Origin of the sequence: Paracoccus suum, assembly GCF_003324675.1 — a bacterium.
Taxonomy (GTDB): Bacteria; Pseudomonadota; Alphaproteobacteria; order Rhodobacterales; family Rhodobacteraceae; genus Paracoccus; species Paracoccus suum.
The window spans coordinates 1,892,096-1,906,420 of record NZ_CP030918.1 but is presented as its reverse complement, the minus strand read 5'-3'; the positions used below and the strand labels follow the sequence as shown (position 1 = coordinate 1,906,420).

The following is a 14,325-nucleotide window of genomic DNA, read 5'->3' as shown; positions in this document are numbered from 1 at the left end:
CTGACCTAGCCGCCGGTGGCTGGCGAGGGAGAGATCACCTCCAGCAGATAACCCTCGGCCAGCGGCAGGCCCGCCGCGCCGATGGCCCGCGCCGGGGCGCCCATCGTGCCGCCCAGTATCTCCGGCAGCACGACCCCGGCAGAGGGCAGGCGCGACAGGGCGCGGCCGACCTCGGCCACCACCTCCGTGCGTAGCGCCGGCGCGAAGGCGCCATCGATCACCACCGCCTCCAGATCGAGGATGGTGGCCGCCGATAGTGCCGCAAAGGCGATTGCCTCGCCTGCCTCGGCCGACCAGCGTGCCCGGACGGCGGGCGCCAACGGCCAGTCCGGGACCGGGTCGCCCTGCGGCAACTCTCTCCCCGCACGCACCTCCAGCGCCGCCAGCGACGCTCGTTGCAGCAGTTGCGTCACGCCGGCATGGGCGGCCCCCGCCGCGGCGCCCGGCACGGCGAGCGCCGGCGGCCCGCCCGGCACCGGGGTCGAGCCGATAGCCCCGGCATTGCCGCGCGGACCCAGCCACAACCGACCGCCCAGCACCAGCCCACCGCCGGCATAATGGCCGATGTAGACATGCAGGAAATCATCGGGCAGATCGCGCCGGCCAAAGATCAGCTCGGCCGCGCAGGCGCAGGAGGCGTCGTTCTCCAGCCAAGCCGGCAGGCCGGTCGCGACTTCGGCCTCGGCGCGCAGATCCCGGCCCTGCCAGGGCGCAAAGGCATCGCCCCAGTCCCACATGCGGAACGGCATCGCGATCCCGAGGCCACCGACGCGGGCCTGCGCCTCGGGCGGGAGGCTGGCGGTCAGTTCCGCCGCGGCGTCCGTGGCGAAGGCCAGCACCGTGTCGGGATGCGGGACGGCCTGCGGATGGCGCCGCTCGCGCTGGCCGAGGATGGCGCCGGCAAAGTCGATCAGCACCATCCGCGCGCTGCGCCGACCCACCTGCAGCCCCAGAAAGAACGCCCCGCCGGGGGCGAGGGACAGCGGGACGCTGGGTTGGCCGATTCGTCCCCGCACCCGCCCTTCCGCCGCAATCAGCCCGCGCGCTAGCAGATCGCGCACGATGTTGGACATGGACTGCGGCGTCAGCCCGCTGGCCTGCGCCAGTGCGCTGCGCGCCAAGGGTCCGTCCCGCCGCAGAAGAGTCAGCACCAGCCGCTCGTTATGGCGGCGCATAGTTTCGGGACGCATCGAGTTTGAGGGGCGAACGGGCATGCCCACATGCTGGCGAGCGCACCGACTAAATCAAGATCATTGATTTATTGACAGCGCCCGCCCGGTCATGCTGCACTGACGCAAGGTCCGGGCCGCGCATGGTCGGGGGAACGATGCCGCGCGCCACCGGAATCGGAGCATCAGGGGAGAGAGATTTGATGACCAAGACCATGAGCCGCGCCTTGCTCGCCGGCGCCACTGCCTTGGCCCTTTCGGGCACCATGGCCAGCGCCCAGGGCACCACCAGCGCCTGCCTGATCACCAAGACCGACATCAACCCGTTCTTCGTCAAGATGAAGGAAGGCGCCAGCGCCAAGGCCAAGGAACTCGGGATCGACCTCAAGACCTTTGCCGGCAAGGTCGATGGCGACCACGAAGCCCAGCAGGCAGCGATGGAGAGTTGCATCGCCTCCGGGGTGAAGGGCATCCTGATCGTCGCATCGGACACCAAGGCGATCACTGAAAGCGTCAAGCAGGCGCGCGATGCGGGGATCCTGGTGATCGCGCTGGACACGCCGCTCGACCCCATCGACGCCGCCGACGCGACCTTTGCGACCGACAACTTCGAGGCTGGCCGCCTGATCGGCGCCTGGGCCAAGGCGAAACTGGGTGACAAGGCCGAAAGCGCCAAGGTCGCGATGCTGAACCTGACCGAGATGCAGCCTTCGGTCGACGTGCTGCGCAACCAAGGCTTCATGGAAGGCTTCGGGATTGATCCCAAGGACAAGACCAAGTGGGGCGACGAGGATGACCCCCGGATCATCGGGCAGGAACTGACCTCGGGCAACGAGGAAGGCGGGCGCACCGCGATGGAGGCGCTGCTGCAGCGCGATCCCGGCATCAACCTAGTCTATACCATCAACGAGCCTGCGGCCGCCGGCGCCTTTGAGGCGCTGCGCAGCGCCGGCAAGGACAAGGACGCAACCATCGTCTCGATCGACGGCGGCTGCCCGGGGGTGGAAAACGTCAAGGAGGGCGTGATCGGCGCGACCAGCCAGCAATACCCGCTGCTGATGGCCTCCAAGGGGATCGAGGCGATTGCCGCCTTCGCCAAGGACGGCACCAAGCCGCAGGTCAGCGAGGGCCTCGATTTCTTCAACACCGGCGTGAACCTCGTCACTGGCGAGCCGCAGGAAGGCGTGCCCTCGATCTCGGTCGAGGAAGGCCTCGAGCAGTGCTGGGGCTGATCTGATCTGGCAGGGTCCGGGAGCTTCCCGGGCCCCGCCGCGCGCCTGAAGGCGCGTTCGCAGATTGTCCGCGCCAGTCCGGTCCCCTACCCTTGCAAAGGTCCGCCGATGTCCGACCGCCCCGACCCCGCGCTGCCGCAACGCCAGCCCGAAGCCCCGCCCGAAGCGGTCGCGCAGTTCGAGCCGGCGCATGGCGACAGCGGGCTGCAATCGATGCAGCGCTTCCTGCACCGCTTTCCGACCATGGTGCCGGTGATCGTGCTGGCGCTGGCGCTGGCCGGGTTTGGACTGCTGGCGCCCAACTTCTTTTCCGCCTTCAACCTGTCCCTGATCCTGCAGCAGGTGGCCATTGTCGGCATCCTGGCGGCGGCGCAGAGCCTGGTGATCCTGACCGCAGGCATCGACCTGTCGGTCGGCGCGGTGATGGTGCTGACCTCGGTCGTGATGGGCAAGCTCGGCATCGGCCTGGGCCTGCCAATGCCGCTCGCCCTGGCCGGCGGACTGCTGGCCGGCGGCGCCACCGGGCTGCTGAACGGCTTTCTAGTCACCCGCCTGCGTCTGCCGCCGTTCATTACCACATTGGGCACCTGGAACGTGTTCCTTGCCCTCAACTATTACATCAGCGACCGCGAGACGATCCGCAGCCAGACCATCGATGCCGAGGCGCCGTGGCTGAAGTTCTTTGGCACCCGCTTCAACCTCGGCGGGGCGACGCTGACCTACAGTGTCATCCTGTTGGTGCTGGTCTTTGCCGCGCTATGGTTCGCGCTCTACCACACTGCCTGGGGCCGGCGCGTCTATGCCGTAGGCGATGACAAGGAGGCGGCCGAACTGGCGGGCATCCGCACCGACCGCACGCTGCTATCGGTCTATATCGTGGCCGGCTTGATCTGCGCGCTCGCCGGCTGGGCCTCCATCGGACGCGTCGGCTCGCTGTCGCCGACCTCGTTCCAAGAGGCCAACCTGGAGAGCATCACGGCCGTGGTGATCGGCGGGATCAGCCTCTTTGGCGGGCGTGGCTCGATCCTCGGGCCGCTGATCGGGGCCCTGATCGTCGGCGTCTTCAACTCGGGCCTCAAGATGATGGGCGTCGACGTGTTGTGGCAGCTGTTTGCCACCGGCTGGCTGATCATCATCGCCGTCGCCGTCGACCAATGGATCAGAAAGCTGACCGCATGAGCATCGCGCCCAAAGCCCCGACCACGCCGAGTGTCGCACCGATCCTGACCGCCCGCGGGCTGGTCAAGCGCTATGGCCGCGTGACCGCCCTCGATGGCGCCGACTTCGACCTCTATCCCGGCGAGATTCTGGCCGTGATCGGGGATAACGGTGCGGGAAAATCCTCGCTCATCAAGGCGCTGTCGGGCGCGTTCCAGCCCGATGAGGGCGAGATGCGGCTGGACGAGCGGCCGATACGCTTTGCATCGCCGCTAGAGGCCAAGCGCGCCGGGATCGAGACCGTCTACCAGACGCTGGCGCTGTCGCCCGCGCTGTCCATCGCCGACAACATGTTCATGGGCCGCGAGCTTTATACCAAGGGTCCACTGGGCCGCATGCTGGGCATGCTCGACAAGCCGGCGATGGCCCGCTTTTCGCGTGAAAAGCTGACCGAACTAGGGCTGATGACGATCCAGTCCATCGACCAGCCGGTCGAGACGCTGTCGGGCGGTCAGCGTCAGGGCATCGCCGTGGCCCGCGCCGCCGCCTTTGGCAGCCGGGTGATCATCCTCGACGAGCCGACCGCCGCGCTGGGCGTCAAGGAAAGCCGCCGCGTGCTGGACCTGATCCTGGATGTGCGCGCGCGGGGGGTGCCGATCGTCCTGATTTCGCACAACATGCCGCATGTGTTCGAGATCGCAGACCGCATCCATATCCACCGCCTTGGCCGGCGGCTGTGCGTCATCGACCCCAAGTCGCATTCCATGTCGGATGCGGTCGCCTACATGACCGGCGCCGCCCGGCCCGAAGGCGTCATGGCGTGAATCTGCCCGAGGGCGACGCGAGCCAGGCGCCGCGGCGGCTGATCGCGTTGGCCGGGCCGCCTGGCGCCGGAAAATCGACCCTCGCCCCGGCGCTGGCGGCGCATCTTGGGGCTGTCGTGGTGCCGATGGACGGGTTTCACCTCGACAACCGCCTGCTGGACGCGGCCGGGATGCGCGGGCGCAAGGGCGCGCCCGAGACGTTCGACGTGGCGGGGCTGTCCAACGCTCTGGGCCGCCTCAAGGCGGGCGAAGGAGACGTCATCCTGCCCGCCTTTGATCGGGACCGGGATGCCGCCATCGCGGGGGCCATCCGCATCGGGCCCGAGGACCGGTTGCTGCTGGTCGAAGGAAACTATCTGCTTTGCCGCCTGCCCGACTGGGCCGATCTGGCGCAGTTTTGGGACGCAAGCATTCTGCTGCGGGTGCCCCGCCCGGTGCTGGCTGCGCGGCTGGCGGCCCGCTGGCAGGGCTACGGGCTGACCGCCGAGGCCGTCGCGGCGCATCTGGCCAACGACCTGGCAAATGTCGATGTGGTCACCGACAGCGCAATCGAGCCAACCTTGCACATAACCGAGACAGATACGGCCGAGGCCATCGCGGCCCGGATCGCCGCCCGCCTCAGCCGATAAGGCGCAGGGCCTCGGCGATAGCGTCGTTGCTGTAGGGCTTGCTCAGCCGCGGGGCGTCCCGCAGGACTGCGGCCGCCGCACCGCTGCCATCGTCATAACCGGTCGCCAGCAGGAACGGCACGCCCGCCGCACGCAGCGCTTCGGCTACCGGGGTCGACAGCCTGCCGCCCAAGTCGAGATCGAGGATGGCGAGATCGAACCCGCCCGCTGCGATCCGCTCCAGCGCGTCGGCGATCGTGCCGGCAATCACAACGTCGGCCGCGCCCATCGCGCGCAGCGCATCGGCGGCATTCATGGCGATCAGCAGGTTGTCCTCGACCACCAGGGCACGCCCGGTAAAACGCGGCCGGGCGCCGCGCGCCGCCGCCGTCCGGGCGCTGGCGGCCTGAACCTCGGGCTGCTCGACCACCTCCTCGATGCAGCGGGCCGGGATCAGGAACTCGGCCGCAAGGCCGGTGGCCTCAAAGCTGACCTGCGCGTCGCCCCCCAGCTCGTGCGGAATGGCGCTGCTCAGCAGCGTGCTACCGAAACCGCTCCGCTTCGGCGGGCGCACGGCCGGGCCGCCCCGTTCGGTCCAGCGCAGGCGCAGCGGCCGCTCGTCGCCAGCCTCGCCATCGGTGACAAAGGCAACCTCGACCTGGCCGGAGGGCGAGGACAGCGCGCCGTACTTGACTGCGTTGGTCACCAACTCGTGGATCACCAGTGCCATCGTGCCGCGCGCCCCGGCCGCGAGAACGACGTCGCCACCGCTGAAATGCAGCCGTTCGCTGTCGCCCGCGAAAGCCTCGATCTCGGTGCAGATCAGTCGGCGCAGGGTTGTGTCCTGGTCCTCGCTGGTTCCGGTCAGCACGTCACTGGCCCGCGCCAGCGCCTCGATCCGGCCGCGCAGCTCGGTCGCGAACTTGCCAACCTCGGGCGAGGCGCCAGCAGCCCCGCGCGAGATCAACCCGCCGACCAACCCGAACATGTTGCGCAGGCGGTGGTTTAACTCGGCAATGACGACCTCTTGCGAGTGGCTGCGGCGCAAATCGCGGTGGCTCGTGTCGGCGGTCTGCTTCAGCGCCATTTCCAGCAGCGTGATGCGCAGGACCTCGGCGGCGCGCAGATCGCCCGCGTTCCAGGGAAGGCTGTGGCCCGACACCTGTTCACGCCAGGCCTCGAAGCTTTTGCGCGGCGACAGGCGGCCATCCGGCAGCAGGGTCTTTTGCGGAACGCCCGCCCAGACCACATCCTGCGTGACCTCGCGCCGCAGCAGCAGCACATATTCGCGTGGATGACTGCGCAGCGGGATCGCCAGCAGGCCGCCAATCCCACGCTCGGGGGCGATCACGCCGGGCAGATCAGCTTCCAGATGGTCCGTGGCGAAAACCTTGGCAGGACCGGCAGCGACCAGGGCAGACAGCAGGGCACGATGCTCGGCCTCGGTCGGCGTCAGGCCCTGACTGTCGTAGATGCCGCGCAGCATCAGCGTCATGCCGTCAAAGGCAATGACGGTCCCGATTTCCTGCGCGAGGATCGACAGTTCCAGCCCCGGCTGGATGCCGCTGGCGAGCGCTGCCGAGACGCGCTCGTGCATCGCATGGGCCGCCCGGGCATGCTCGCCCTCGGCCGCGATCTCGGCCAGCGTCAACTCGTAGGACAAGAGGCGCGTGAACAGCTCGATCTGGGCGCGGGTGTTGTAATCCACGTAGTGCGCGCGGGGATGGTGGCAGGCGATCATGCCCCACAGCTTGCCGCCGCGCAGGATGGATGCCGACATGGAGGCGCCGACGCCCATGTTGCGCAGATAGGTCAGGTGGATGGGCGCGACAGCGCGCGTGACCGACAGCGACAGATCCACGGGCTTTCCGTCAGGGCCGACCGCGGGCACCAGCGGATGCACCGGCGCGTCCACATCGGCGATGATGCGCAGCAGGCTGCGGGTATAGAGCGCGCGCGCCTGCGCCGGGATGTCCGAGGCGGGAAAACGCTGGTCCATGTAGCTGTCGGCGCCGGCGCCCAGCGCCTCGGCAATGACGACGCCGCTGTAGTCGGGGTCGAACTTGTAGACCATGACCCGGTCAAAGCCGGTCATCGCCCATATGCCGTTGGCGGCGATATCGCACATCGCGCGCGGATCCGGCGCGGCCCGCACGCGCGCCAGCAGCGCGCCGACGACCGCCGCGTCGGCATGATGGGTGCCATCGCCCGAGCGCTCGAAATCGAACAGCAGGTTGTCTCCGTCGCGGTGCAGCGCGATATCAAAGCGGCGGCCGTCCTGCAACAGATCGACTTCGAATACCGAGATGCCGTCATCGCCGCCACGCCCGAGGATCTGGACCTTGCCGCGCAGCAGGTGCATCGCGTCGGGGGGCAGATGCTCGATCAGGCGCGTGCCGACCATCGCCTCGGCCTCGATCCCCAGGACCGCGCCGCAGTTGGCCGAGGCGTTGCGGACCACCCAGTCCGTGGACAGCACCAGCAGGCAGCCGAAATCCTGCACGCCGCCCAGAAACTGGATCGGCTCGCGCGCGCAGCTGTCGTCGCCGGCCATGCTTTCGTCCGGGACGTCTTGCCCGACAGCCACCATCGGAGCGGAATCAGGCATAGGCACGGTCTTGTGCTGCCGAGGGGGTCCGTTCGAGTGCTGCGGTATAAAGGTCAAAGATTGCTCCCACCTGCGCCACCAGCGCATCGCCCGCGGCACCGGCCGCGGGCAGCGCCGCGAGCCGGGCGCACAGGGCCCGCCACCGGGCGCTTTGTGAATCCATCGTCAGATACTGCCCCGCGCCGCGCGCCAGTGCATCGGCCGTCGCCAGCCAGCGACGGGCCAGCACCTGCGCACCAAGGCGTGAGCCGAGCAAGACATACAGAACCGCTGTCGCATCCGCCTGTTGCGGCGCGAGGCGGGCCCGCGGTCCGGCGCCGAGCGTGCGCAGGTCGGCCGCAATGGCCGCGCGCGTGGTTGCGGCCAGCGCCTCCGCCTCGGCGCAGTCAGGGCCGTCCTGCGGCACCAGCGCCTCGAGCGCGCTTAGCTGCGCTGCAAGGAAACGGGTCAGATCGCCGGCGCGGCCCAGATCCAGCGCGGCGAACGCATCGTCAACGCGTTGATGATGGGGCCGGGTCTCGGCACGCAGGCGCCCTCGCAGTTGATCCGACCCGTCCACCCGCGCCTTCTCCTCGCCGTCCGTCCCTCGACCCTGTCGAAAATTAGCGTGGGCCAATCTCCGGGTCATTGTTGTTGCAACTCGCCCCTGGCGGCCGCGAAGCCAAGGAGTTTGGCCATAAAATCAAACACAACGATGTTGGCCATACAACCGTTGCCATTTTGATAATTTTCGCCTCGACCTCGCGCACTCCATTGCGTAAGTGACTGATTCTTCGGGCTGGATCAACTCGCGCGAGATGATGGCCTCCCGGCGATCCGCAGAAACCGGCGGCATTTTGCCACCATGTCGGGTATCCCGTTCACCCTGCAGTTGGCAAATCCCGCAAATGGGCGGCCTCAATCCAGCGTCACCGCCCTGCCCTCACGGATGCTCTGATCGGCGGCGAGGACGATGGCGAGCGAGTTCAGCGCCGCCTCGACCAGCGGGGCGGAGTCGGTACTGCCGTCGATGCAGTCGGCGAACAGCGTGGCCTCCAAGTCGCAAAGCGCCTGGTGGTCAGGCTCGCCCTCCATGGTGATGGTCTCGTCGGCCTTGACCAACCTGTGGTCGGGGCCGGTTTCAGCGTGGTGCAGGCGAATGACGTCGGTGCGGGTGTGGCTGTCGATATCGGCGCTGCCGGCCTCGCCCCCCGAGGCGGCCGGAACCAGCGAAACTGCGCCCCGCGGTCCGACCACGTCCTTCACGAAATGGGCCACCTCGGACATCATGGGACCCCAGCCGGCCTCGTACCAGCCGACCGAGCCATCGTCGAAGACGACGTGCAGCGCGCCGTAGTTGGGCTGGGTGCCCTCGTCCCACAGGCGCGCGCCGATGCCGTGCACGCGGAGCGGGCGGGCGCCCGTCAGCTGGCACATGACGTCGACGTAATGGACGCCGCAATCGACCAGCGGCGTCAGGCTGCCGAGCAGGTTGCGGTGCCAGACATAGGCCTCGCCGGTGCTCTGCTGGTTCAGGTTCATGCGCATCACCAATGGCTTGCCGAGGCCTTGGCCGATCTGCACGAACCGCTGCCACGAGGGGTGAACGCGCAGGATATAGCCGGCCAGCAGGACCCGCCCGACCTCTGCCGCGCGGGCGGCGACGGCGCGCGCGTCCTCCGTCGTGGTGGCGATGGGCTTTTCGACGAACACATGCGCGCCCATGTCCAGCGCGGCCAGTGCAAAGGCTGCGTGGGTGTCGGGCCAAGTGCTGATCGAGACCGCGTCCGGCCGGGTTTGCGCCAGCGCCTCGCCGTAATCGGCAAAGCGGGGATAGTCGGCCAGGGCCGCGGGAATCGGGCGGTCATGAATGCCGCGAGCGACCAAGCCGACGATCTCAAACCGCCGATCGCGATGGTAGGCATCGGCATGCGACGCGCCCATGTGCCCCAGACCGACCACCAGAATGCGGATCGCTGCCATCGCTTGTCCCCCGGTTTGCCTCGCAGCGCCGTTGCCGGCAACTCCCCCATCCTCACGGTTGGGGACGGGCCCGCCATTCGTGCCAGATCAGGCCGATGATCGCCAGATCAAGCGCGGCGAGGCCCAGCAGCACCGGATTGCCGGTGTGCATCCAACGATGCCCCTCGAAAGCGATAAAAAAGCATTGGATGGCGATGGCGGCGGGATAAGCCCAGGCGAACCGCGCCCACAACAGGCCGACCATCACCAGCTTCAAGCCGCCATGAAGCACCAGGTAGAGGGCGTAAAAATGCTGGCTGGCGGCAGGCCAATTCTCGGCCGCGTGCAGCAGTTGGCGCGACAGCGGGCCGTGACGGTCGGCAATCAGGTGCCAGCGGGCCGCGGCCTCGATCAGGTCGTGGACCCGCGTCGGAGGTGCGGCCAGCAGCGCGGCGCCCGCGACCAGTTCGGTAAGGCCCATCAGGCCCTTCAGCGTGATGCCGCCCTCGAACAGCCAGTGCCACCAGCCCTTGCGCGCCTCGATCCGCCGGGCGATGGCGCGGGGACGCGCGCGGTCGGTCAATCGCTGCCCCGGTAGGGCTCGACATATTGCAACGCCATGTCCCAGGGAAAGAAGATCCAGGTGTCCTGACTGACCTCTGTCACATAGGTCTGGACCATCGGCTTGCCCTTGGGCTTGGCATAGACGGTCGCGAAATGCGCCTTGGGATAGAGGTTCCGGCACAGCTCGAGCGTGCGGCCGCTGTCGACGAGATCGTCCACCACCAACACGCCCTCGCCGTCACCCATCATCTGCGCATCGGGTGATTTCAGCACCTGCACGCTGCCCTGCTCGCCCTTGAGGTAGGATTTCACGCTGATCGTGTCGATGGTGCGGATGTCCAGCTCGCGCGCGACGATCATGGCCGGGACCATGCCGCCGCGGGTGATGGCAACCACCGCCCGCCAGCCGCCGTCCGCAGGTCCCTGACCGTCAAGCCGCCAGGCCAGCGCGCGCGCGTCGCGATGCAACTGGTCCCAACTGACGTGAAAGCCCTTTTCATGCGGCAGGCGGTCGGCGCGGGGTTCAAGCATCTGGTCGGCCATCGGCATGTACCTTTTCAGTGGCGAACGATCAGCAGCAGCCCGAGCGCGCCGATCAGGGCGCCCGCCGTGCGGTCGATGGTGGACTTCAGGGCGAAATAGCGGCGGCGCACCGGTGCGGTGGACATCAGGGCGTTGACCGCGACGTAAAAGGTCAGCTCGCACGCCAGGGCGACCGCATAGACCAGCGCCGGCCCGGCGACGCCATGCAGCCGCGGAAAGAGCGACAGCAGGATCGCACCATAGAACAGCGCCGGCTTGGGGTTCGACAGGTTCAGCGCCATGCCGGCCCGAAAGCCCGGCCCGCCGATCACCGCCGACGCGGGCAGCGGATCGTGCGCATGGCGCCACATCTTGACCGCGACATAGATGAGGTAGAGGCCCCCCGCGACCTTCAGCACCACGAACAGCTGCGGCACCAAGCGGAAGAGCAGGCTGAGGCCGAAGAGCGAGGCAAGGCACCACAGCGATGCCCCGAAGGCGAGGCCAAGCGCATAACGCAGCGCCGCCTGACGGCCCATGGCCGCGGCGGCGCGCGTGCAGGCAATGATAGCTGGCCCCGGGGTCAGGATCGCCAGCGACAGGGTGGCCACGAAGGCGGCCAGTGCAGGGACCGTGATCGCGTCCACTCAGCCTTCCTTGCGCGCGGCCACGGTCATGCCGTTGCCGCTGGCATCGATGTCGGGGGAATCCACCGCCTTCATCCCGACCACATGATAGCCGGCATCGACGTGATGCACCTCGCCGGTCACGCCCGATGACAGGTCAGACAGAAGGTAGAGGGCCGATTTGCCCACATCGCCCTGGGTGACGGTCCGCCGAAGGGGCGAGTTCAACTCGTTCCAGCGCAGGATATAGCGGAAATCGCCGATGCCACTGGCAGCCAGGGTCTTGATCGGACCGGCGCTGATCGCATTCACGCGGATACCGTCGCGGCCGAAATCCTCGGCCAGATAGCGCACCGATGCCTCAAGCGCGGCCTTGGCGACACCCATGACATTATAATGCGGCATCACGCGCTCGGCGCCATAGTAGGTCAGGGTCAGCATGGTGCCGCCCGGCGACATCATCGCTGCCGCCCGCGCCGCCACGGCGGTAAAGCTGTAGACGGAAATATCCATCGTCAGGCGGAAATTGTCGCGCGTGGTCGCGGCATAGCGGCCGCGCAACTGGTCCTTGTCGGAAAAGCCGATGGCATGGACGATGAAATCGATAGCGCCCCATTCCTGCTGCAACTGCGCGAACAGCGCATCGATCGAGGCGTCGTCGCCGACGTCGCAGGGCATCACCAGCGGCATGCCGATGCTGGCGGCCAGCGGCTCGACCCGTTTTTGCAACTGCTCGCCGACATAGCTGAAGGCGAGGGTCGCACCCTCGGCTGCCAGGGCCTGGGCAATTCCCCAGGCGATCGACTTGTCGTTGGCAACGCCCATGATGAGGCCCCGCTTTCCGGCCATAAGTCCGGCACGTCCGGACCGACCGTCTGCCCCATCACCGTCGCTTGACATGTATCGTCCCCGCTGTTTTGCAGCCTTCGGCGAGGATTAGGCCAAACCCTTGGGGGCATCAAGCATGAGCGAACGCGGCGGAATCTTTGCCGGGAACGATCCGTTCTCCATCGCAACCAGCTGGCTGGCCGAGGCGGGCGGCACCGAGCCGAACGACCCCAGCGCCATGGCGCTTGCCACCGTGGACGCCGAGGGCCTGCCCGATGTCCGCATGGTCCTGCTGAAGGCGATCGATCCGCCGGCGCCGGATGCGGGCTTTGTCTTCTACACCAATTATGACAGCGCCAAGGGCTGCCAGATCGCCGAGACCGGCGTTGCAGCCTTTGTCCTGCACTGGAAATCCTTGCGCCGGCAGGTCCGCGTGCGCGGCGAGGTCAGCCGTGCAGACGGGCCGGAGGCCGACGCCTACTACGCCTCGCGCGGACTGGAGAGCCGCATCGGCGCCTGGGCATCGGACCAGAGCCGGCCGCTGGACAGCCGAGCCGCGCTGATGGCGCGGGTCGCGCGCGAAGGGCTGCGCCACGGGCTCAACCCCCCGCGCCCACCCTTCTGGGGCGGCTTTCGCATCCGCCCGCTGGCGGTCGAGTTCTGGGCCGACGGAGCGTTCCGGTTGCACGACCGCTTTCGCTGGACGCGTCCGCAGCCGGACGCGGCGCCGGCCGCCGGGGCGGAAATGGTCGATGGCGCGGCGGGCGCCTGGCAGGTAGTTCGACTCAACCCTTGAAAATCGCGCGCATTTCCAGCAAACCTTAGGTCCCGCGGGCGCCGCGCATCGCACCGCGGGCCATGCTGGAAGTTTGCGCGCCGACGTCACGGAAAGCCCCGCGAGCATGTTGCAACGACAGGACGACCCGGTCGAGATTGTCGGTCGTATCAAATGGTTCGATCCAGGCCGCGGATTCGGCTTCCTGATCGATTCCGACGGCGGCCCCGACGTGCTTCTGCACGGCAATGTCCTGCGCAACTATGGCCAGAGCACCATCGTCGAGGGCACCGAAGTCAAGGTGCGCGCCATCGTCACCACCCGCGGGAAACAGGCGGTCGAGGTGCTGTCGATCCTGCACCCTTCGCCCACCAGCGGCGCGCAGATCGCGGAACTGGCGGGTCCCGAGCTTGCCGAGGTCGCCGCCCTGCCCTTCCAGCCGGCGCGGGTGAAGTGGTTCGACAAGTCCAAGGGCTTTGGCTTTGCCAATATCTTCGGCCTGCCCGGCGACGTATTCTTGCATATCGAGGTGCTGCGGCACAGCGGCTTTGCCGATCTGGTCGTAGGCGAGGCGATCGCGCTGAAGGTGATCGCCGGCCCGCGCGGCCCGATGGCCGCACTGCTGGCCAGTTGGGATTATGCCGCCCTGCCGCCCGTGGCGGCCTTGCCGCCGGAGGACGCGCCGGCACGAACCGAAACCCTGACGGCGGAGCACGCATGAGCGCCCTGACCCTCGCCCGCCCCGCGTTGCTCGCCCTGTTGCTGGCCGCGTCTGCCGCTGCGGCAGACACAAAAGTGGCCTGCGCGCCGGACCGCGCAGCCTTTACCCTGCCGGACGGCAGCACGCGCGATATCGCCGTCGAGGTGGTCGATACCCCCGACAGCCGGGCACGGGGGCTGATGTTCCGCGAAAGCCTCGCCCCGGAACACGGCATGTTGTTCATCTACGAGGCGCCGTCCGAAGTCGCTTTCTGGATGCGCAACACATTGATCCCGCTCGACATGCTGTTCATCGATCCCGCCGGCCGCGTGGCCCATGTCGCGGCCAACGCCGTGCCGCATGACGAGACCCCGGTGCCGGGCGCCCACCCCGGCGATCCCGCGCCAGAGCGGCTTATGGTCCTCGAGATCGGCGGCGGCGAGGCGGCGCGTCTTGGCCTCGGCGAGGGCGCGATCCTGTCGCATCCGCGCCTGCCGCAGGACATCGCCGCGCTGCCCTGCGAATGAGGCCTTGCGCCGGGCGGTGCTTCGGCTAGACCCGTCCCCGGCCGGGGCGTAGCGCAGCCTGGTAGCGCGACGGCTTTGGGTGCCGTAGGCCGCGAGTTCGAATCTCGCCGCCCCGACCATTTCCTCACCATCCCTATGCCACGGCAGCTTTAGCGGCCGGGCCGTGTGGCGGCGATTGTGGAGCGCCCCCAAGCTGACAAAAACCCGCTGGCGCTTGCCCTGCCCCGTCCGGCCCGGCTAAAT

15 protein-coding genes and 1 tRNA gene are annotated in these 14,325 nt (G+C 68.1%); 8 read left to right on the top strand and 8 right to left on the bottom strand.

What is annotated here, in order from left to right:
• Positions 1-5: 5 nt before the first annotated feature.
• Entirely contained in the window at positions 6-1,214 is a 1,209-nt protein-coding gene (locus DRW48_RS09285; protein ID WP_114076174.1) for an ROK family transcriptional regulator, read from the bottom strand.
• Positions 1,215-1,372: 158 nt separating this feature from the next.
• On the opposite strand from DRW48_RS09285, the gene DRW48_RS09280 reads away from it, so the two are divergent.
• From DRW48_RS09280 to DRW48_RS09265, 4 genes are all read left to right on the top strand, one after another.
• Positions 1,373-2,401 carry a sugar ABC transporter substrate-binding protein gene (locus tag DRW48_RS09280; RefSeq protein WP_114076173.1) on the top strand — a complete coding sequence of 343 codons (1,029 nt, stop codon included), beginning with the start codon at positions 1,373-1,375 and terminating at the stop codon, positions 2,399-2,401.
• 108 nt (positions 2,402-2,509) lie between these two features.
• The gene (locus tag DRW48_RS09275; RefSeq protein WP_114076172.1) at positions 2,510-3,580 is read left to right on the top strand and encodes an ABC transporter permease; all 1,071 of its coding nucleotides are present in this window, start codon (positions 2,510-2,512) and stop codon (positions 3,578-3,580) included.
• A complete protein-coding gene (locus DRW48_RS09270) occupies positions 3,577-4,383 on the top strand; it encodes an ATP-binding cassette domain-containing protein (protein ID WP_114076171.1) in 807 nt (268 codons plus the stop codon). The genes DRW48_RS09275 and DRW48_RS09270 overlap by 4 nt, the downstream gene beginning before the upstream one ends.
• Entirely contained in the window at positions 4,380-5,012 is a 633-nt protein-coding gene (locus DRW48_RS09265; RefSeq protein WP_114076170.1) for an AAA family ATPase, read from the top strand. The genes DRW48_RS09270 and DRW48_RS09265 overlap by 4 nt, the downstream gene beginning before the upstream one ends.
• Here the strand turns inward: DRW48_RS09265 and DRW48_RS09260 are convergent.
• The 7 genes from DRW48_RS09260 to fabI form a co-directional block, all read right to left on the bottom strand.
• Positions 5,002-7,599 (bottom strand): GAF domain-containing protein, encoded by a 2,598-nt coding sequence (locus DRW48_RS09260; RefSeq protein WP_162784711.1) that lies wholly within the window; start codon positions 7,597-7,599, stop codon positions 5,002-5,004. The genes DRW48_RS09265 and DRW48_RS09260 overlap by 11 nt on opposite strands.
• Entirely contained in the window at positions 7,592-8,158 is a 567-nt protein-coding gene (locus DRW48_RS15925; protein WP_162784710.1) for a heme oxygenase-like domain-containing protein, read from the bottom strand. Before DRW48_RS15925 ends, DRW48_RS09260 begins: the two co-directional genes overlap by 8 nt.
• Before the next feature lie 338 nt (positions 8,159-8,496).
• A complete protein-coding gene (locus DRW48_RS09255; protein WP_114076168.1) occupies positions 8,497-9,561 on the bottom strand; it encodes a Gfo/Idh/MocA family protein in 1,065 nt (354 codons plus the stop codon).
• A gap of 52 nt (positions 9,562-9,613) precedes the next feature.
• Entirely contained in the window at positions 9,614-10,123 is a 510-nt protein-coding gene (locus DRW48_RS09250; RefSeq protein ID WP_114076167.1) for a DUF2127 domain-containing protein, read from the bottom strand.
• Complete coding sequence (gpt, locus tag DRW48_RS09245) at positions 10,120-10,647, bottom strand: xanthine phosphoribosyltransferase (RefSeq protein WP_241963224.1); 528 nt, start codon at positions 10,645-10,647, stop codon at positions 10,120-10,122. Before gpt ends, DRW48_RS09250 begins: the two co-directional genes overlap by 4 nt.
• A gap of 14 nt (positions 10,648-10,661) precedes the next feature.
• Positions 10,662-11,273 carry a LysE family translocator gene (locus tag DRW48_RS09240; RefSeq protein WP_241963223.1) on the bottom strand — a complete coding sequence of 204 codons (612 nt, stop codon included), beginning with the start codon at positions 11,271-11,273 and terminating at the stop codon, positions 10,662-10,664.
• Positions 11,274-12,152: an enoyl-ACP reductase FabI gene (fabI, locus tag DRW48_RS09235; RefSeq protein WP_114076166.1), complete on the bottom strand. Its 879-nt coding sequence runs from the start codon at positions 12,150-12,152 to the stop codon at positions 11,274-11,276.
• A gap of 64 nt (positions 12,153-12,216) precedes the next feature.
• On the opposite strand from fabI, the gene pdxH reads away from it, so the two are divergent.
• The 4 genes from pdxH to DRW48_RS09215 all read left to right on the top strand — a co-directional run bounded on the left by pdxH (position 12,217) and on the right by DRW48_RS09215 (position 14,201).
• Entirely contained in the window at positions 12,217-12,876 is a 660-nt protein-coding gene (pdxH, locus tag DRW48_RS09230; protein ID WP_114076165.1) for a pyridoxamine 5'-phosphate oxidase, read from the top strand.
• Between the two features lie 106 nt (positions 12,877-12,982).
• Positions 12,983-13,576 carry a cold-shock protein gene (locus tag DRW48_RS09225; protein WP_114076164.1) on the top strand — a complete coding sequence of 198 codons (594 nt, stop codon included), beginning with the start codon at positions 12,983-12,985 and terminating at the stop codon, positions 13,574-13,576.
• On the top strand, positions 13,573-14,082 hold the full coding sequence (locus tag DRW48_RS09220) for a DUF192 domain-containing protein (protein WP_114076163.1): 510 nt from the start codon (positions 13,573-13,575) through the stop codon (positions 14,080-14,082). The genes DRW48_RS09225 and DRW48_RS09220 overlap by 4 nt, the downstream gene beginning before the upstream one ends.
• Before the next feature lie 42 nt (positions 14,083-14,124).
• A tRNA-Pro gene (locus DRW48_RS09215) sits at positions 14,125-14,201 on the top strand.
• Positions 14,202-14,325: the final 124 nt, after the last annotated feature.